Source organism: Bradyrhizobium tropiciagri (assembly GCF_001189845.1).
Taxonomy (GTDB): Bacteria; Pseudomonadota; Alphaproteobacteria; order Rhizobiales; family Xanthobacteraceae; genus Bradyrhizobium; species Bradyrhizobium tropiciagri.
Genome location: NZ_LFLZ01000027.1, coordinates 71347 through 89255, shown reverse-complemented (window position 1 = coordinate 89255; position 17909 = coordinate 71347). Strand labels below are relative to the sequence as shown.

General features: G+C 65.2%; 14 protein-coding genes and 1 pseudogene. 9 read left to right on the top strand and 6 right to left on the bottom strand.

Going from position 1 to position 17909, the window contains the following annotated elements; genetic code table 11:
* Positions 1 to 4: 4 nt before the first annotated feature.
* The 4 genes from AKN84_RS22015 to AKN84_RS22000 form a co-directional block, all read right to left on the bottom strand.
* Positions 5 to 715: an alanyl-tRNA editing protein gene (locus tag AKN84_RS22015; RefSeq protein WP_050422711.1), complete on the bottom strand. Its 711-nt coding sequence runs from the start codon at positions 713 to 715 to the stop codon at positions 5 to 7.
* 166 nt (positions 716 to 881) lie between these two features.
* Positions 882 to 2054: an OpgC domain-containing protein gene (locus tag AKN84_RS22010; RefSeq protein WP_050422710.1), complete on the bottom strand. Its 1173-nt coding sequence runs from the start codon at positions 2052 to 2054 to the stop codon at positions 882 to 884.
* Between the two features lie 261 nt (positions 2055 to 2315).
* Positions 2316 to 2930 carry a TetR/AcrR family transcriptional regulator gene (locus AKN84_RS22005; protein WP_050422709.1) on the bottom strand — a complete coding sequence of 205 codons (615 nt, stop codon included), beginning with the start codon at positions 2928 to 2930 and terminating at the stop codon, positions 2316 to 2318.
* A gap of 88 nt (positions 2931 to 3018) precedes the next feature.
* Positions 3019 to 4191, bottom strand: coding sequence for an acyl-CoA dehydrogenase family protein (locus AKN84_RS22000; protein WP_050422708.1), 1173 nt, complete (start codon positions 4189 to 4191; stop codon positions 3019 to 3021).
* A 224-nt stretch (positions 4192 to 4415) separates the two neighbouring features.
* Between AKN84_RS22000 and AKN84_RS21995 the strand changes: the two genes are divergently transcribed.
* The 5 genes and pseudogenes from AKN84_RS21995 to AKN84_RS21975 all read left to right on the top strand — a co-directional run bounded on the left by AKN84_RS21995 (position 4416) and on the right by AKN84_RS21975 (position 10847).
* Entirely contained in the window at positions 4416 to 5516 is a 1101-nt protein-coding gene (locus AKN84_RS21995) for an asparaginase (RefSeq protein ID WP_050422707.1), read from the top strand.
* A gap of 54 nt (positions 5517 to 5570) precedes the next feature.
* Positions 5571 to 7015, top strand: a pseudogene (gene xylB, locus AKN84_RS21990) (xylulokinase).
* 180 nt (positions 7016 to 7195) lie between these two features.
* Positions 7196 to 8731 carry a sugar ABC transporter ATP-binding protein gene (locus AKN84_RS21985; RefSeq protein WP_050422706.1) on the top strand — a complete coding sequence of 512 codons (1536 nt, stop codon included), beginning with the start codon at positions 7196 to 7198 and terminating at the stop codon, positions 8729 to 8731.
* On the top strand, positions 8724 to 9761 hold the full coding sequence (locus tag AKN84_RS21980; RefSeq protein ID WP_050422705.1) for an ABC transporter permease subunit: 1038 nt from the start codon (positions 8724 to 8726) through the stop codon (positions 9759 to 9761). Before AKN84_RS21985 ends, AKN84_RS21980 begins: the two co-directional genes overlap by 8 nt.
* A 141-nt stretch (positions 9762 to 9902) precedes the next feature.
* Positions 9903 to 10847, top strand: coding sequence for an ABC transporter substrate-binding protein (locus AKN84_RS21975; RefSeq protein ID WP_050422704.1), 945 nt, complete (start codon positions 9903 to 9905; stop codon positions 10845 to 10847).
* An 8-nt stretch (positions 10848 to 10855) separates the two neighbouring features.
* On the opposite strand, the gene AKN84_RS21970 is transcribed toward AKN84_RS21975, so the two are convergent.
* A complete protein-coding gene (locus tag AKN84_RS21970; RefSeq protein WP_050422703.1) occupies positions 10856 to 11407 on the bottom strand; it encodes a sigma factor-like helix-turn-helix DNA-binding protein in 552 nt (183 codons plus the stop codon).
* Between the two features lie 174 nt (positions 11408 to 11581).
* Between AKN84_RS21970 and AKN84_RS21965 the strand changes: the two genes are divergently transcribed.
* The 3 genes from AKN84_RS21965 (at position 11582) to htpG (ending at position 15383) form a co-directional block, all read left to right on the top strand.
* On the top strand, positions 11582 to 12562 hold the full coding sequence (locus tag AKN84_RS21965) for a helix-turn-helix domain-containing protein (protein ID WP_244485366.1): 981 nt from the start codon (positions 11582 to 11584) through the stop codon (positions 12560 to 12562).
* Between the two features lie 60 nt (positions 12563 to 12622).
* Entirely contained in the window at positions 12623 to 13429 is an 807-nt protein-coding gene (locus AKN84_RS21960) for an MBL fold metallo-hydrolase (RefSeq protein WP_050422702.1), read from the top strand.
* 85 nt (positions 13430 to 13514) lie between these two features.
* On the top strand, positions 13515 to 15383 hold the full coding sequence (htpG, locus tag AKN84_RS21955; protein ID WP_050422701.1) for a molecular chaperone HtpG: 1869 nt from the start codon (positions 13515 to 13517) through the stop codon (positions 15381 to 15383).
* A 185-nt stretch (positions 15384 to 15568) separates the two neighbouring features.
* Here the strand turns inward: htpG and AKN84_RS21950 are convergent, their stop codons facing one another.
* Positions 15569 to 16234 carry a DUF2278 family protein gene (locus AKN84_RS21950; protein WP_050422700.1) on the bottom strand — a complete coding sequence of 222 codons (666 nt, stop codon included), beginning with the start codon at positions 16232 to 16234 and terminating at the stop codon, positions 15569 to 15571.
* Positions 16235 to 16494: 260 nt separating this feature from the next.
* Here AKN84_RS21950 and zigA point away from each other — a divergent pair, with 260 nt between their 5' ends.
* Positions 16495 to 17700 (top strand): zinc metallochaperone GTPase ZigA, encoded by a 1206-nt coding sequence (zigA, locus tag AKN84_RS21945; protein WP_050422699.1) that lies wholly within the window; start codon positions 16495 to 16497, stop codon positions 17698 to 17700.
* The last annotated feature ends 209 nt before the right edge of the window (positions 17701 to 17909 follow it).

Here is a 17909-nt window from a genome sequence, read left to right as displayed (position 1 = left end):
CTGTTCAGATCGCAACCTTGATTCTGCGGTTCTGGCGGCCTTTGTTGTCGATCTTGACGATACGCGCGGGGCGGGACTGCCCGGTCGAGGCCAGATGGGTGCCGCCGCAGGCCTGCCGGTCGAGCCCGAGGATCTCGACGATCCGGACCAGGCCGTCTTCCCCGACCGGCGGCGCGACAGCCTTGCTGCGAAACAATCCGGGGATGGCTTGCGCCTCGGTATGCGCCATGAAGGCGGCGCTCACGGGGAGGTCCTGCCGGATGATGTCGTTCAGCGGCGCCTCGAGTGCCCGCAGCGCTTCGTTGTCGGCGCCCGGCAGATCGAAATCGACGCGGAAGGTGCCGTCGTCATTGAGCTGCGCCCCGGTCAGAAGCGCGCCGCCGAACCGCGTATACACCAGCGCGTTGACGACATGGGCGAGCGTGTGCAGCTCGCACATCAATGCGCGAAACGCCGGCTCGACTTCGAGCATGACCTTGCCGGAGATCACGCTGTCGCCCGGGACCGAATGCCAGAGGCCGCGTTCGTCACGCGCGAGCCCGGTCACCGGCAGCACGCCGCCGGACCATCGCAGAATCCCGCGGTCGGCGAGCTGTCCGCCGCCGCCGGGAAAGAACGGCGAGCGTTCGACCAAAATGGCGCCGGGCCGCGCGTCGAGCACGTCGGCTTCGAGTTGCAGCATGTCGGGATGGTCATGGGTGAAGGCAGGAGACATGCCTTCACTCTAGAGCGTTTTCGAGCGAAGTGGATACCGGTTCGCGTGAAGAAAACGCGTCAAAACAAGAATCTAGAGCCCCGTTCCGATTCAATCGGAACGGAATAGGCTCTAGCGCATGCGCAGCGCCGCTGACCACCCGAGTCGCCCTCGACAGGCCCGCCGGCTATTCCGCCGGCTTCGCAGCCACCGGCGCCTGCGCCGCCACGGGCTTCTTCGCGGGCGCCTTGTCGACCTTCTTCGACCAGGAGCGGTAATAGGCGAGCACGGTCATCAGCGCGATGCCGACAACGCTCACCACGATCTGCATCCAGAGGCTGCCGGAGATCTCGACCAGCACGACATGCGCGACCACGGCAAGGAAGACGCCCGAGGCGAACACCTCGAGCGACTGCTGGCCGCATTTGATGATCGGCTCGAAGATCGGCGACTCGTAGCCCGGCCATTCGCGCGGCAGGAAGCGCGTCACGAAGAAGGCGAGCACCACGAAGTGCAGCACGCGATACGGTGCGAGGTTGGTCTTGTCGTTCGGATTGAACGCATCAAAGAGCCATGCCGGCATCGCCTGGCCCAGTTCCGGGAAGCGGCTGGCCAGGGTCATGACCAGCGCGAACAGCAGATAGGCACCGCCGAGCCACAGGAAGGCGCGCGAGCGGATGAAGGTGATCGATTCGCTGGCGCCGCCGAGCGCGAACCAGCCGCCGAACACGAACAGGAACTGCCAGCAGAACGGGTTGAAGTACCAAGAGCCGGACGGGTAGGCCGGCAGGTTCCAGCCGAAATGGCGTGCGGCGAGATAGAGCAGGAATGAGGCCAGCAGCGTCAGATTGAGCTTCCGCAGCATCGCCCACAGCACCACCGGATACACCAGCATCAGCGCGATGTAGAGCGGCAGCACGTCCATGTTGACCGGCTTGAACGCCAGGATCAGGCCCTGATAGAGCGTCTCGGCCGGGTTCTGCATGAAACCCGCGACGTTGAATTCGTTCTCCAGATTGGGATCGCGGTAGCGCTGCGCGAGATAGCCGATCTCGGCGATGTAGATCACGAACAGCAGGACGTGCGCGACATAGATCTGCCAGGCCCGCTTGATCAGGCGGGTGGCGCCGATCACGGTGCCGCGCTCGAGCATCATGCGCGCATAGACAAAGGATGCGGTGTAGCCGGAGATGAAGACGAACAGGTCGGCTGCGTCGCTGAAGCCGAAATTCTTTTGCGTGATCCAGTTCACCGCATTGTTCGGGATATGGTCGAGATAGATCGCCCAGTTGGCGAAGCCGCGCAGCAGATCGAGCCGATAGTCGCGGCCACGTGGCGGCAGAACGGCCTTGACGTCCATCGGTTCGCTCCCATCCCCAGTGCCCGCGTCTTGGGCCGCGGGGCGTCCATTGCGTCATACTAGAACATGATCCGCAGGACCGTATAACGAATTTCTGGAACGGTTGCTGGTACCGAACTGTCGTCATTTGCACCGCCGGCGCGTTGAGGCACAGCCAGTGCGTAGGATGGGTAGAGCGCAGCGAAACCCATCATGCTCCCGCGTGCCAGAATTGATGGGTTTCGCTGCGCTCTACCCATCCTACGAGGGCCGAGCCATCAGCTAATGCTGCACGAACCCGTTGTGCAGCGTGGTGAACAGCGTCCTGCCTTTCTTCACCAGATCGTATTTGCGGCCGTAGAGCAGCCAGACCGCGGTGAGGTGGCACATCCCGCCCATCATCAGCGACATCGCGGTGTAGGGATCGAGATTGCGGCGATAGGTGCCGGCGCGGATCGCCTGCTTGATCAGCTGCACATAGCGCAGCGCGTATTTGTCGACCGCCTTCTTGACCCGCGGTTCTGCGGCCAGCACGCTCGGCCATATCTCCAGGAAGAACACGCGGCCCCAGCTCGGGTTGTCCTTGATGTACTGGAAGTTGGTCAGGAAGATGATGCGAAGCTGCTCGACGGGGTCGCCACCCTTCACCAGCAGCGGCTCGGTCTTCTGATACAGTGCTTCGAAATTGCCCGCGGGCACGTCGAGCACCAGCGCGCGCTTGTCCTCGAAATAGTCGTAGATGCTGGAGAGCGGTATTTTCGCCACCGCGGCGACGTCGGTGAGCGAGGTGCCGTCGATGCCCCGCTGGCCGAACAGCTTGGTCGCTGCCGAGAGGATCTGCTCGCGCCGGTCGCGGCTGCGTTGTTGCTTGAGCTTGAGCGTCGTCCCCGAAGCCACGGTCGTCTCCTCGCGTCCGCAAAAACAGTAAGGCAGCAGGATCGGAACACAAGCGCTATTGCGACGGGATACAGCGTAAGATTGCCGGTCAGATCGGCGTGTTCCGCCGTTCATGGCTGCGGAACGCGTTGCGGGCGATGATCTGTCGCATGATCTCCGATGTGCCATCGAGAATGCGGACCACCCGGGTTTCCCGCCAGATGCGCTCGATCGGCAGGTCCCTGGAATAACCGGCGCCACCGAACAGCTGCATGGTCATGTCGGCCACGCGCTGCACCATGTCGGCGCCAGTATATTTGGAGAGTGCGGCCGCCGCGGTGCGCGCGGCGGCGTCGCCCTGGTCGTAGCGCCAGGCCGCCTCATAGGCGACCAGGCGCGCGGCATGCAGCGCGCTCGCCATGTCGGCGATCTGCCATTCGATGCCTTGATGGTCGCGCAGCCTGCGCCCGAACGTCTCGCGCTCCGAGACGTGATCCAGCGCGTAGTCCAGCAGCTGGCTCGCCGCACCGACGCAATAGGCGCCCCAATGCGTGCGTCCGGCATCCAGGCACCGCATCGCGATCGCGAATCCGTCGCCTTCCTCGCCGAGCAGGTTCTCGCGCGGAATGCGGCAGCCCTCGAACATCACCTCGGCATGTTCAGAACCGCGCCCGGCGGCCATCTCGACCACGCGGCCGATGGAGAGGCCCGGCGTTGTCGCATCGACGGCAAAGGCCGCAATGCCCTTCGCGCCCTTGGACGGATCGAGCGTGGCGAACACCGTGAAGACGCCGGCGACCGGCGCGTTGGTGATGTAGGTCTTGCGGCCGTCGAGCACGTAATGATCGCCATCCCGCCGAGCCCGGGTCTGGATGCGGGCGGCATCCGATCCTGCGTCCGGCTCGGTCAGTGCGAAGGCGGCGATCACACGCCCGCTGGCGAGCTCCGGCAGCCATCGGTCGCGCACCGCTGATTGCGCGAAGAACTCGATCGCCTTCGATCCGATATGCACGTTCACCCCGCTCAGATAGTAGAAGGCGGTGTGCGCTTTCGCGAGCTCCTCGATCGCGATGCAGCTGCCGAGCATCGAGAGGCCGAGCCCGCCGAACTGTGTCGGCGTGTTGGTGCCGAACAATCCCATCCGGCGCAGGCCGGCCATCGCGCTGTCCGGCACGATGCCGGTCGCCTCGATCGCGGCATCGTGGGGCTGAAGCTCGCTGCGCACGAATTCGCGCATCCTGCCTTGCAGAACGCGGAGATCGTCGGGAAGCTCGAAGTGCATGGGTGCACCAAAATTCGAATAATATTCGAAAAATGTGCGCCGTCATTCCGGCGATGTCAAGAATTTGGGCGCGCGCCGAAGGACAGGGCGGCGGGTCGGATGACGCGACCGACGCGAGACCGGCAGGGGAGACCTTGCCAGCGGCGTTTCCGCCGCAAGTTTGTCCATTTCTTGCGCGACAAAACCACCAGTTGTGAGTAGATGGTTTGTCACTGGGGGAACAAATGACGCTGCACCCGCTTCGATCGACCCGTTCCGCATTTGTGATCCTCGGGCTCGCCGCAGCCCTCATGATCGGGCTTGCCTCGCCGGTATCAGCACAACAGGCCTCCGGAACCGCACTAGCCAAGGTGCTGGTGCTCGGCACCGGCGGCACGATCGCAGGGCAAGCCAATGCACGCGCCGGCAATGCCTATGATTCAGGCAAGGTCAACGCCGCAAATCTGATCGCGGCCATTCCAGGCATCGACAAGCTCGCCGAGATCTCGGCCGAGCAGATCTCGTCGATCGGCTCGCAGGACATGAACGACAAGGTCTGGTTCGACCTCGTCAAGCGCATCCGCGCGGCCATCGACAACAAGGAGGTCGACGGCGTCGTCATCACCCACGGCACCGACACGATGGAGGAGACCGCGTTCTTCCTGCAAAACGTGCTGGATACCGATATGCCAATCGTGCTGGTCGGATCGATGCGACCGTCGACCGCGATCGGCGCCGACGGCCCGGCCAATCTCTACGAGGCGATGCGGGTCGCCTCGGCGCCGGAATCGCGCGGCCGCGGCGTGCTGGTTGTGCTCAACGACACCATCCATGGCGCGCGTTGGGTGCAGAAGACCAATACCACCAGCGTCCAGACGTTCCGCTCGCCCGATGCCGGGCCGGTCGGCTATGTCGACACCGGCTCGCTGCGCTTCCTGCAACCGGCCGTCACGATCAAGACGGCGAAACTGAAGCTGCCGGATGCGCCGCCACTGCCGCGGGTCGACATCATCTATTCGCACGCCAACATGGATGCCGCTGACGTCGAGGATGCGGTCAAGCGCGGCGCCAAGGGCATCGTGCTGGCCGGCGTCGGCGACGGCAACTCGTCGAAGGATGCCATCGATGCGCTGGCGTCGGCGGCGAAGCAGGGTGTCGTGGTGGTGCGCTCGAGCCGGGTCGGTTCGGGTTATGTCAACCGCAACGTCGAGGTCGAGGACGACAAGCTCGGCTTTGCGGTCGCGTTCGACCTCAATCCGCAGAAGGCGCGCGTCCTGCTTGAACTGCTGATCGCCAACGGCATCACCGACCCCAGCGCGGTGCAGCAGGCGTTTGCGCGGCCTTGATCGGCGATGTGAAGTGAGCACATTTGTCGGGCTCCCTTCTGGACGCGAGGCACCATGTATCTCGGGATCGATATCGGCACCTCCGCGATCAAGACCGTTCTCGTCGACGACGCGCAGCGCGTGGTGGCGAGCCGCAGCCAGCCGCTGACGGTGGCCTCGCCACGTCCGGGCCATAGCGAGCAGGATCCGGTGCAATGGATCGACGCCACCTTCGCGACGCTGGACGCGCTGAAGGCGGATCATCCGGCCGAATTGGCTGCTGTCGAGGGCATCGGCCTGTCCGGCCAGATGCACGGCGCGACGCTGCTTGATGCGGATTGGAAACCGTTGCGGCCTTGCATTCTCTGGAACGACGGGCGCTCGTCTGTGGAATGCGGCGAACTGGAGCAACGCTGGCCGGCGTTGCGGGCGACGACGGGCAACAAGGCGATGCCGGGCTTCACGGCGCCCAAGCTGCTGTGGGTCGCCAGGCACGAGCCTGAGATTTTCGCGGCCACCAGGCTTGTCTTGCTGCCGAAAGCCTATCTGCGCCTGGTGCTGACAGGCGAAGCGATCGAGGATATCTCGGACGCCTCGGGCACGCTGTGGCTTGATGCGGCGCGACGGGATTGGTCCGACGCCGCGCTCGACGCGACCGGCCTGTCGCGTCGCCAGATGCCGCGGCTCGTCGAGGGCTGCGCACCGTCCGCGCGGCTCTCGCGTGAACTGGCGCAGCGCTGGGGCATGCGCAAGCCGCCGATGATCGCAGGCGGCGCCGGCGACAATCCGGCGGGCGCGGTCGGCATCGGCGCGATCGGGAGCGATGCTGCCTTCGTCTCGCTCGGAACTTCAGGTGCGCTGCTGGTGCCGACCCCTGCGATCGCCGGCAACCCAGCGCGCGCCGTGCACACCTTCTGTCATGCCGTTCCGGGGATGTGGATCCAGGCCGGCGCGATCCTCTCGGCAGCGTCTTGCCTCGCCTGGATCGCGCGGCTGCTGCGGATTCCCGAGGCCGATTTGCTGGCGCCGCTCGGAGAGCGTCCGAAAGCGCCGTCGCCTGTCAGCTTTCTGCCCTATCTGTCGGGCGAGCGGACGCCGCACGACGATCCCGATGTGCGCGGCATGCTCGATGGCCTCAGCCACGGCACCGATCGCGACGCGATCGTGCAGGCTGTGCTCGAAGGCGTCGCGTTCGCGCTGGCGGATTGCCGCGGCGTACTCGCCGATAGCGGAATGGCGATCACTGCAGTGGATGCCATCGGCGGCGGCTCGCGTTCCCGGTTCTGGCTTTCAGTGCTGGCCAATGTCCTCGACATTCCGGTGCATCGCTTTGCCGGTGGCGAAACCGGGGCCGCGTTCGGCGCTGCGCGGCTCGGGCGCCTCGCGGTCAGCAGCGAGCCGGTCGAGGCTGTCTGCACGGCGCCGCAGCGGGTCGAGACGTTCGAACCCGAACGCGGGCTCGCGGAGCTTACGCCGAGCGGCTGCCGAAATGGCGCAGCCTGTACCGGCCAAAGCACTGACGAGAGCCAGCGCGTCCGCAAACGGCGGCGAGGTCCGCAACACGCGTCCGGTTCCCGACTTGTGATCGTTCGAAGGTATTGCTCTACGATACAACCTTTTGTTTAATGCCACCCGCTCGCACGAGAAACCAAAACAAGATGCGGTGCGACGCAACGCCGTCCGCGCGGTGGGGAGGCAAGATGATCGACCCGATCCTCGAGATGCGCCGGGTCTCCAAGTCCTTCTTCAGCATCAAGGCATTGCGCGGCGTCGACCTCACGGTCTATCCCGGCGAAATCCACGCGCTGATGGGCGAGAATGGCGCCGGCAAATCGACGCTGATGAAGATCTTGTCCGGTGCCTACCGGCCGGATCAAGGCGGCGAAATCCGCATCGAGGGCAAGCCCGTGCATTTCAACGGCCCGCACGCCGGCCGCGCGGCGGGCATCTCGATCATCTATCAGGAGCTGTCGCTCGCCCCCAATCTCAGCGTCGCGCAGAACATCTATCTCGGCCGCGAAGTCTCGCGCTTCGGGATGCTGGCGCGCGAGGCGATGGAGGCCGGCGTCGGCCCGATCCTCGAACGGCTCGGCGCCGATTTCGCACCGTCGACGCTGGTCGCGGACTTGTCGATGGGCCAGCGCCAGTTGGTCGAGATCGCCCGTGCGCTGCACGCCCGCTCGAAGATCCTGATCATGGACGAGCCGACCACCGCGCTGTCGGCGGGCGAGAGCGAGCGGCTGTTCGGCCTGATCCGCTGGCTCCGCGCCGAGGGCCTTGCCATCATCTACATCTCGCATCGCATGGACGAGGTCTACGCGCTCGGCGACCGCGTCACGGTGTTGCGTGACGGCACGCTGGTCGGCTCGCTCGACAAGCCCGAGATCCGCGCCGACACCATCGTCCGCCTGATGGTGGGACGCGACGTCTCTTCCTTCTACAAGAAGGAGCACGATCCTCGAAACGACGCCAACGCGCTGCGTGGTGCGCCCAGCCTCGCGGCCGTCGACATCGCCGACGGACGGCGCGTCAAGGGTTGCTCCCTGACCGTTCATGCCGGCGAGGTCGTCGGCCTCGCCGGGCTGGTCGGCGCCGGCCGCACCGAGCTGGCGCATCTGATCATCGGCGCCGCGGCAATGACCGCCGGCCATGTCGAGATCGAAGGACGCACCGTCGACATAAGCACGCCGGGCGAAGCGCTCGATGCGGGCATTGCTTACCTCACCGAGGACCGGAAAGCGCTCGGCCTGTTCCTCGACATGTCCTGCCTCGACAACATCAATCTCGCGGTGCTGGGCCGCGATGCGCGGCTCGGCGGCATCGTCGACCGCGACAAAGCGCGCGACAGGGCACGGAAGGCATTCGCGGCACTGGGGATCCGCGCCGCCGACATTCGCGTCGCGGCCGGTAGTCTTTCCGGCGGCAACCAGCAGAAGGTGCTGCTGTCGCGTCTGCTTGCGACCACGCCCAAGGTCCTGATCCTCGACGAGCCGACGCGCGGCGTCGATGTCGGCGCCAAGTCCGAGATCTATTCGATCATCGACAATCTCGCGAAGGCGGGCACGGCGGTGCTGGTGATCTCGTCCGACCTGCCCGAGATCATCGGCATCTGCGACCGCGTCATAGTGATGCGCGCCGGATCGATTGCCGGCGAGATCAAGCGAACGGCGCCGGCGCCGCTAGACCAGGAGCAGATCATGGCGCTTGCAACCGGAATGGAGCAGCTCGATGCCTGATGACGGTGCTTCCGCCAAGGCCGCCGCCGCGCCCGGCCTCGTCGCCGCACAGGAGACGAGGCGCCAGCGCACGCGGCTCTTGATCCGCTCGGCCGGCATGCTGCCGGTGCTGGTGCTGCTGTGCATCGGCTTTCATCTGCTGTCGGACGGCCGTTTCTTCACCGCGCAGAATCTCGGCATCGTGGTGCAGCAGGCCGCCGTCAACACCGTGCTCGCGGCCGGCATGACCTTCGTCATCCTCACCGGCGGCATCGATCTCTCGGTCGGCTCGATCCTGGCGGCCTCGGCCATGGCGGGGCTGATCATCTCAAAATTTCCCGATCTCGGCGCGTTGTGGTTGCCAGCCGCGGTGCTCACGGGTGCTGTCTTCGGCATCCTCAATGGCGGCTTCGTCGCGCTGCTGCGACTGCCGCCCTTCATCGTCACGCTGGGCTCGCTCACCGCCGTGCGCGGCGTGGCGCGCCTTCTGGGTGCCGACACCACGGTGTTCAATTCGGAGATTCCCTATGCCTTCATCGGCAATGGGTCGCTGACGCTCATTCCGGGCGTGCTGTCGATACCCTGGCTCTGGGTGATCGCGCTGCTCGTGATCGTGGTCTCCTGGCTGGTGCTGCGGCGCACCGTGCTCGGCGTGCATATTTACGCGGTCGGCGGCAATGAGAGCGCAGCGCGGCTCGCCGGCATCAAGGTCTGGGCCGTGCTGTTGTTCGTCTACGGCGTGTCGGGCCTGCTCGCGGGTCTCGGCGGCGCCATGCAGGCGGCACGGCTCTATGCCGCCAACGGCCTGCAACTCGGCCAGTCCTACGAGCTCGATGCGATCACCGCCGTGATCCTCGGCGGCACTTCGTTTGTCGGCGGCATCGGCTCGATCTGGGGCACGCTGGTCGGCGCGCTGATCATCGCGGTGCTGTCGAACGGCCTGATCCTCACCGGCGTGTCCGACGTCTGGCAGTACGTGATCAAGGGCCTTGTGATCATCGGCGCGGTGACGCTCGACCGCTACCGGCTACAGGGCTCGGCGCGCACTTAAGGCATGATCCGGACCGGGACGGCCGCGTTAGCGCAAAGTGTGCAGCGGTTTTCCGAAGGGATCATGCCCAAACAAGTCAACAAATCTGGTGCGGTCGCTGGTCGCCGCGCCGGAGCTTCAAACAGACCAGGGAGGAAGCCAATGAAGACGATCTCATTTGCCGGCGCCGCCATCGTGCTCGCCCTCGGCTCAGCCCCGTGCTTCGCCAAGGAGCTGAAGTCGATCGGCATCTCGCTGGGTTCGCTGGGCAACCCGTTCTTCGTCGCCCTGTCGAAGGGCGCAGAGTTCGAGGCGAAGAAATCCAACCCCAACGTCAAGATCACGACGGTCGGCTTCGAATACGACCTCGGCAAGCAAGTGACGCAGATCGACAATTTCATCGCCGCCGGCGTCGATCTGATCCTGCTCAATCCGGGCGATCCCAAGGCCGTTGGCCCCGCGATCAAGAAGGCGCAGGCCGCCGGCATCATCGTCGTCGCCGTCGATACCGCGGCCGAAGGCGCCGATGCCACCGTCACCACCAACAACGTCCAGGCCGGTGAGATCTCCTGCCAGTACATCGTCGACAAATTGGGCGGCAAGGGCGACGTGATCATCGAGAACGGGCCGCAGGTTTCCGCAGTGATCGACCGCGTGGTCGGCTGCAAGAACGTGCTCGGCAAGAGCCCCGGCATCAAGGTGCTGTCCAGCGACCAGGACGGCAAGGGTTCGCGCGAAGGCGGCCTCACCGTGGCGCAGGGCTACCTGACCCGCTTCGCCAAGATCGACGCCATCTTCGCCATCAACGATCCGCAGGCGATCGGCACCGATCTCGCCGCGCGCCAGCAGAACCGCAGCGGCATCGTCATCACCGCGGTCGATGGTGCACCCGACATCGAGGCCGCGCTCAAGGATCCAGGTTCTCCGCAAATCCAGGCTTCGTCCTCGCAGGATCCGTTCTTCATGGCGCGCCGCGCCGTGCAGATCGGCGTCGGCCTGCTCAACGGCCAGAAGCCTGCCTCGACCGTCGAGCTGTTGCCGTCAAAGCTCGTGACGCGCGACAACATCGCCGAGTACAAGGGCTGGACCTCGAACCGTTCGCAATAATCGGCGGTTCAACAGGCGTTCGCGCGGTGGACCGTCGGTTTTGACGTGCCGCCCGTGGGTGGAACCTGGGACGCCTGTGCCGCTCGCCGCGCCGCGAGCAGCAGGCCGCGGGCCTGCGCGATTCGCGACATCACAGTGGTGACGGGAACGCCGGTGACCTCGGCGATCTCCTTGTAGGAGAGATCGATCACTTCGCGCAGGGCGATGACCTCGCCGAGCGGCGCGGGCAGGTCATCGACGAGTTGCGAGATTGTCGGCATGGCACGCGGGCCGGACTTTTCCTTGTTGCCGACATCGTTCGTCGAGCGGCCGCGCGCTTCGCCAAGCTTTTCCTGGCAGACGGTTTTGAGGATCGCGAGCAGCCACGGCCTGACGGCCGGACCGCGAAGGCCGTCGAACAGGCGCAGTGCGCGCTGGTAGCACTCCTGCACGGCCTGTTCGGCATCCGCCTCGGTCCGCATCAGGACCTGGGCGAACGCATAGGCATCATCGAGCCAGGGCAGGGCGGCGTCACGAAACTGCTGCGCCGTTTTATTCCCGGCTTCCGCGCTTCGCATCATAGGGTTGCATCTCGTGAATAGCTTTACCGTCAATCGGCGGAGTGGTATCAGGCTCCCCGCCGGGGTCGTGGACCGTCGCGCCAAGCGTAGGGACAGGAACGACATGCCAACGCCGGGCAGCAAGCGATCGATCGCGTCTGCGTCGTGATCGATCGTGCGTTCGGAGCACGGATCATGTCCGAGGCACAGGTGCCCAACCGGTTCTCGATCTTCCATCACGGGCTGGCGAAAGGGCCGGCCTATGAGGCGTGGCGCGAGGGCATTTGCCGCGGCTTCTGCCGACTCGACGTCGGACCGACCGACGATAGCCGCATCGATTGCCACAACGAGTTCACGCTGCTGCATACGGTTGCCATCGCGACGCCGCGCGGCGGCTCGGCCCGCTTTGCCCGCACCCGCGCGCTTCTGGACGATGGCTGCGACGATCTCGTGCTGATCTTCGTTACCCGCGGCACGGTGCATGTCACACAAGCAAGCAAGTCGATCGAGATCGCGCGCGGCCAGATGTGCCTCACCGAGATGAACATCGTCGGCACCGCGGATCTCACCCCATCCGGCAGTTTTACAACGACGCGGTTTCCGCGGCGCCTGCTGCTCCAGGTCGCCCCATCAGCGGAGACGCAGCTGGCGCGCCCGCTCGGGCGCGATCTTGCCATGAGTGCGATGATCGAGCGCTATTCCGCGCTGTGCACCGAACTCGCCGGCGATCTCGACATGCCGGGCCAGCAGGCGGCTGCGCATCATCTGGCCGATCTCGTCGGTCTCGTGCTCGGCAGCAACGCCGAGCAGAAGGAACTGGCGGCACGCGATGGCGTGGCGAAGGCGCGGTTCGATCTGATGAAGGCCGACGTCCTGAAGAATCTCGACAATGGCAAGCTCACGATCGAGGCCGTAGCAAAGGCAAACGCGCTCAGCACGCGGCAGGCGCAACGGCTGTTTGCGTCGGAAGGGACCACCTTCTCGGAATTCGTGCTCGAGCAGCGTCTGCTGCTGGCGCGCCGGCTCCTGCTGCATGAACAGGGCGCCGGCCGCAAGGTCAGCGACATCGCCTACACGGTCGGCTTCAACGACCTGTCCTATTTCCACCGCTCGTTCCGCAGAAAGTTCGGCGTGGCTCCGGCGGAGATGCAGATGGAACTGGGGCGCCGGCATTGAACGTCTTCCGCTGCTGACGTAGAGCAGGGATCTGGCTTCACCCCAACGCGTGCGATCCAAATGTCTCTCTGGTCCTGCGAACAATGCGGCGCTCAATTTCCCGACACCGCGGCGCCGCCGCCGTGCTGCCCGATCTGCGAGGACGAGCGGCAATATGTCAACTGGAACGGGCAGGCGTGGCTGACGCGCGATGAGCTCGCGCTGCGGCACAGGCTGGTCTGGCGCGACGACCTCGGCCTCGTCGGATTGGCGCTCGAGCCGTCATTCGCAATCGGGCAGCGCGCGCTGCTGGTGCCGGATCGCGGCGGCTGCGTGATGTGGGACTGCGTGCCGCTGGCGACCAATGAGGCGATCGCGCATGTCAGATCGCTCGGCGGGCTGAAGGCGATCGCGATTTCGCATCCGCATTACTATGGCGCGTTTGCCGACTGGAGCGCGGCGTTCGACGACGCACCGGTCTATCTGCACGGCGACGACGCGCAATGGGTGACGCGGCCCTATCGGTCGATCGTGCCGTGGCAGGGCGACAGCCATCGCATCTCCGACGACATCCTGCTGGTGCGCGGCGGCGGCCATTTCGCCGGTGCCACCATGCTGCACTGGGGCAAGGGCGCCGACGGGCGCGGTGCGCTCCTGACCGGCGACATCGCGATGGTGGCGATGGACCGCCGCTCGGTGAGCTTCATGTACTCCTATCCGAACTACATTCCGCTCAATGCGTCAGCAGTCCGCCGCGTCGCGCGCGCGGTCGCGCCGCTGGCGTATGATCGGATCTACGGCGCCTGGTGGGGCAAGAACATCGCCTCCGACGCCAGGGCGGCATTCGACCGCTCCGTGGAGCGCTATATCGCTGCGATCTCGGACTGACGATTCCCCGCGCTGGCTTGCCAGCCGGCGCGATCGCGCTATATCAGGGCTTTCCCGCCACTTCAGGTTTGTCCGAGTGTTCCGCATGACCACAACTGCCGCCGCCGAATCCCAGCCGTTCCAGGCCGAGGTTGCCGAATTGCTGCACCTGATGGTGCATTCGGTCTATTCCGAGACCGATATTTTCCTGCGCGAATTGATCTCGAACGCGTCCGACGCCTGCGACAAGCTGCGCTACGAGGCGATCGCCAACCCCGGCCTGATCGCCGACGGCGCGCCGCCGGAGATCCGGATCGTGCCGAACAAGGCGGCCGACACGCTTTCGGTGATCGATACCGGCGTCGGCATGGAGCGGCAGGAGCTGATCGACAATCTCGGCACCATCGCGCGCTCCGGCACCAAGTCGTTCCTGTCGAAGCTGACCGAGGCCAAGGACGGCGCCAATCTGATCGGCCAGTTCGGCGTCGGCTTCTATGCCGCCTTCATGGTCGCCGACAAAATCATCGTCACCAGCCGCCGCGCCGGCTCGGACGAGGTCTGGGTGTGGACGTCGGAGGGCGGCAGCGGTTTCGAGATCGCGCCGGCGAGCGAGGAGGCCGCGCAGCGCGTCGCGCGCGGCACCGAGATCGTGCTGCATTTGAAAAAGGACGCCGCCAAATATCTCGAGGCCTACGAGATCGAGCGCATCGTCCGCGAATATTCCGACAACATCCAGTTTCCGATCCTGCTGGTGCCGGAAGAGGGCGAGTCGCGCCAGATCAACTCGGCGAGCGCGCTGTGGCAGCGCTCGAAATCCGAGCTCAAGCCCGAAGATTATGCGCAGGCCTACAAGCAGATCGCGGGCGCGTTCGACGAGCCGGCAATGACGCTGCATTACCGCGCCGAGGGCCGGCAGTCCTACGCCGTGCTGCTGTTCGCGCCGTCGCAAAAGCCGTTCGACCTGTTCCAGGTCGAGCGCAAGGGCAAGGTCAAGCTCTATGTCCGCCGCGTCTTCATCGCCGACGATGCCGAGCTGTTGCCGGCGTATTTGCGCTTCATCCGCGGCGTGATCGACAGCGAGGATTTGCCGCTCAACATCTCGCGCGAGATGCTGCAGAACAATCCACAGCTCGCGCAGATCCGCAAAGCCGTCACCAGCCGCGTCGTGAGTGAGCTCGAGACGCTGGGCGAGAAGGAGCCCGAGACCTTCGCGAAGATCTGGGACGCGTTCGGCCCCGTGATCAAGGAAGGCCTGTGGGAGGATTTCGAGCGCCGCGAGAAGCTGCTGGCGCTGGCGCGCTTCACCACGACGTCGGGCGAGAACCGTTCGCTGAAGCAGGTTGTCGACGACTTCAAGCCGAACCAGACCGAGATCTATTACCTGGTCGGCGACAGCATCGAGCGGCTGAAGTCGAACCCGAAGCTGGAATCGGCGCGCGCCCGCGGCATCGAGGTGCTGCTGCTCACCGATCCCGTCGATGCGTTCTGGACCTCGGCGCCGATCGATTTCGGCGGCAAGCCGCTGAAGTCGCTGAGCCAGGGCGATGTCGATTTCGGCCTGATCCCGCTCGCCGACGACAAGGCCGACGATAAGAAGGACGAGCCCGCTGCCGATGCCGCGACCACGATCGCCATGATCAAGGATGCGCTCGGCGAGCGTGTCTCCGACGTCCGTGCCTCGCAGCGGCTGACTTCGAGCGCGTCGTGCCTCGTTGCCGGCGGCGATGCACGCGATCGCGCGCTGGAGCGGCTGCTCGCGCAACAGAACCGCGGCGAGATCACGAAACCGATCCTCGAGGTCAATCTGCGCCACCCGCTGGTCGCAGCGCTCGCGACCGACGGGGCGCAGGCCAAAGACCTCTCGCTCCTGCTGTTCGAGCAGGCGCAGATCCTCGACGGCGAGATGCCCGCCGACCCCGCCGCCTTCGCCAGCCGCATGAACCAGCTCGTGCTGCGCGGCTTGGGGAAGGTGTAGCGCATAGCTCTCTCAACCCGTCATCCTGAGGAGCGCGAAGCGCGTCTCGAAGGATAAACGGCCGCGCTGTCAGAGCGGGGCCGTCGTGCTTCGAGACGGCCGCTACGCGGCCTCCTCAGCATGACGGGACTAAGAGCTTTGCCAGATGCCCCTGATTTCGCTTCGCTCCATCCGCGCCCGGCGGCTCAGCCGATCGTGGTCGCATCCGGCTGCGGATTGCCGAGATCGTCGGTCGGTACCAGCTGCTGGGTGAAGGCCGAGACATAGGCCGCCCATTCCGGCTCGCCGAGATCGACCATGACGGCGCCGTCCTGCCAGATGTCGTTGTGGTCGTTGGAATCATCGCCCGGGCGATGGATGAAGCCCTTGCTTGAGCCCTGGTTGAGATGGACGTCGTGCAGGCCGTCGCCCTGCGCGTAGAAGCGGCCGAAGATGTAGACGTCGCGGCTCTCCTGAAGCGCGCGCGACAGCAGCCGCTTCAGCGTCGCCGCCGGCTCGGTGTCGTCGGAGCCGTCCATCACGTCGCTGTCGCGCCATTTGCCGGTATTGTCGAGCAGATTGCTGCGCAGGAAATCCAGCGCCGGCAATTTCCTTTGTCCGGTCAGATCCTGCGAGCCGGCGCTTGCGGCCGCAAGCGTCTGGATGATCGGATGGCGGAAGTCGAACACCAGCTTGTATTTCAGTAAATCGTCCGCGTCATTGGTGCCGACGTTGATGGCAACATCCCATTGCTCGCCGTCGACGTCGAGATTGCAGTGTAGGTGATACTGCGTCTCGTGCCCGTGGTGCGACGGCTTCAGCTTGGGCTCGGAGGTCACCTTGGTCTTGACGAATCCGTAGGCGAGGGTCACGGCGCGATCCTTTCCGGTTCAGGCGGGCAATTTTTTCAAATTACAACCTGAGATGAGACGCGCGCGTGAAGCCGCCCACATTTGTGTGCCTGCTTTTTCGTGACAACGCCGGCACGCGCGTGCCGAAAGCCGCCGTCCTGGCTGGAGGCAGCTTCCATCTTGACAAGGCTCTCGGCCATTGTTGTTATGTTATAACATTACATACGCACGAATGCCCATGTCCCGCCGTCGCCTGTCCCTCCAGCAACTGTTTGATCTCGATGCAAAAACTCCCCGTCACCATCTTGTCCGGCTTCCTCGGGGCTGGAAAGGCCACTTTGCTGAACCACGTCCTGAACAACCGCCACGGCCTGAAGGTTGCGGTGATCGTGAACGACATGAGCGAGGTGAACATCGACGCCGACCTCGTTCGCGATGGCGGTGCGAACCTGTCCCGGACTGACGAAAAACTGGTCGAAATGAGCAATGGCTGCATCTGCTGCACCCTGCGCGACGATCTGCTGCAGGAGGTGCGCGTGCTCGCCGAGAGCGGCCGGTTCGATTATCTGCTGATCGAATCGACAGGGATTTCCGAGCCGCTACCGGTCGCCGCGACCTTCGAGTTTCGCGATGAAGATGGCGCGAGCCTCTCCGACGTCGCGCGGCTCGACACCATGGTCACGGTGGTCGACGCCGCCAATCTGCTGAAGGACTATGCCTCGACCGATTTCCTCAGCGCGCGCGGCGAGGCGCTCGACGGAGACAAGCGCACGTTGGTCGACCTCCTGGTCGAGCAGATCGAGTTCGCTGACGTCGTCGTGCTCAACAAGGTCGATGCGGCGACACCGGCGGAGCGCGAAGCGGCCCGCACCATCGTGCGCGCGCTCAATCCCGACGCCGACCTCGTCGAGGCGACGTTTGCACAGGTCCCGTTCGACCGCGTCCTCGACACCGGCCGCTTCGCCTATGAGCGTGCGCAGCAGCATCCGCTCTGGCACAAGGAGCTCTACGGCTTTGACGGGCACGTGCCGGAGACCGAGGAATACGGCATCACGAGCTTCGTCTACCGCGCACGGCGTCCGTTCGATCCGGTGCGCTTCCACGCCTTCCTGCGCGAGAGCTGGCAGGGCGTGATCCGCGCCAAGGGCCATTTCTGGATCGCGACGCGCCCGGACTGGTGCGGCGAGATGAGCCAGGCCGGCGCGATCGTGCGCACCGAAGGCCTCGGCTCATGGTGGGCCGCGATCCCGCGCGAGCGCTGGCCGGATCATCCGGATTGGAAGCTGATGATGCAGCGGAGCTGGAACGATCTCTATGGCGATCGTCGTCAGGAGCTGGTGTTCATCGGCTCCGGCATGAACGAGGACGACATTCGCCGCCGGCTCGATGCCTGCCTCGTTGTGGGCAAACCGGGCATGGACCCAAAGGCCTGGGCAGCGCTGCACGATCCGTTTCCGCCGTGGCGACGGGCGGGCGAGGCGGCGTGAGGCAGTAGGGCCGTAGTCCGCATGGAGCGCAGCGCAACCCGGGCTACGAAGCCATCACCGTCATCCTGAGGTGCGAGCGAAGCGAGCCTCGAAGGATGAATCGGCCCCAGATGTCGTCACTGGCCGCCGTCCGTTCGTGGCGACAGCCGGGCCGTCGATCCTTCGAGACGCCGCTTTGCGGCTCCTCAGGATGACGGGACTTCATCCGG

Coding starts and splice junctions, on each gene's coding strand:
- AKN84_RS22000 (WP_050422708.1), bottom strand. CDS start 4,191: ATGCACTTCGAGCTTCCCGACGATCTCCGCGTTCTGCAAGGCAGGATG.
- AKN84_RS21995 (WP_050422707.1), top strand. CDS start 4,416: ATGACGCTGCACCCGCTTCGATCGACCCGTTCCGCATTTGTGATCCTC.
- zigA (WP_050422699.1), top strand. CDS start 16,495: ATGCAAAAACTCCCCGTCACCATCTTGTCCGGCTTCCTCGGGGCTGGA.
- AKN84_RS21980 (WP_050422705.1), top strand. CDS start 8,724: ATGCCTGATGACGGTGCTTCCGCCAAGGCCGCCGCCGCGCCCGGCCTC.
- AKN84_RS22010 (WP_050422710.1), bottom strand. CDS start 2,054: ATGGACGTCAAGGCCGTTCTGCCGCCACGTGGCCGCGACTATCGGCTC.
- AKN84_RS21970 (WP_050422703.1), bottom strand. CDS start 11,407: ATGATGCGAAGCGCGGAAGCCGGGAATAAAACGGCGCAGCAGTTTCGT.
- AKN84_RS21975 (WP_050422704.1), top strand. CDS start 9,903: ATGAAGACGATCTCATTTGCCGGCGCCGCCATCGTGCTCGCCCTCGGC.
- AKN84_RS22015 (WP_050422711.1), bottom strand. CDS start 715: ATGTCTCCTGCCTTCACCCATGACCATCCCGACATGCTGCAACTCGAA.
- AKN84_RS21960 (WP_050422702.1), top strand. CDS start 12,623: ATGTCTCTCTGGTCCTGCGAACAATGCGGCGCTCAATTTCCCGACACC.
- AKN84_RS21965 (WP_244485366.1), top strand. CDS start 11,582: ATGTCCGAGGCACAGGTGCCCAACCGGTTCTCGATCTTCCATCACGGG.
- htpG (WP_050422701.1), top strand. CDS start 13,515: ATGACCACAACTGCCGCCGCCGAATCCCAGCCGTTCCAGGCCGAGGTT.
- AKN84_RS21985 (WP_050422706.1), top strand. CDS start 7,196: ATGATCGACCCGATCCTCGAGATGCGCCGGGTCTCCAAGTCCTTCTTC.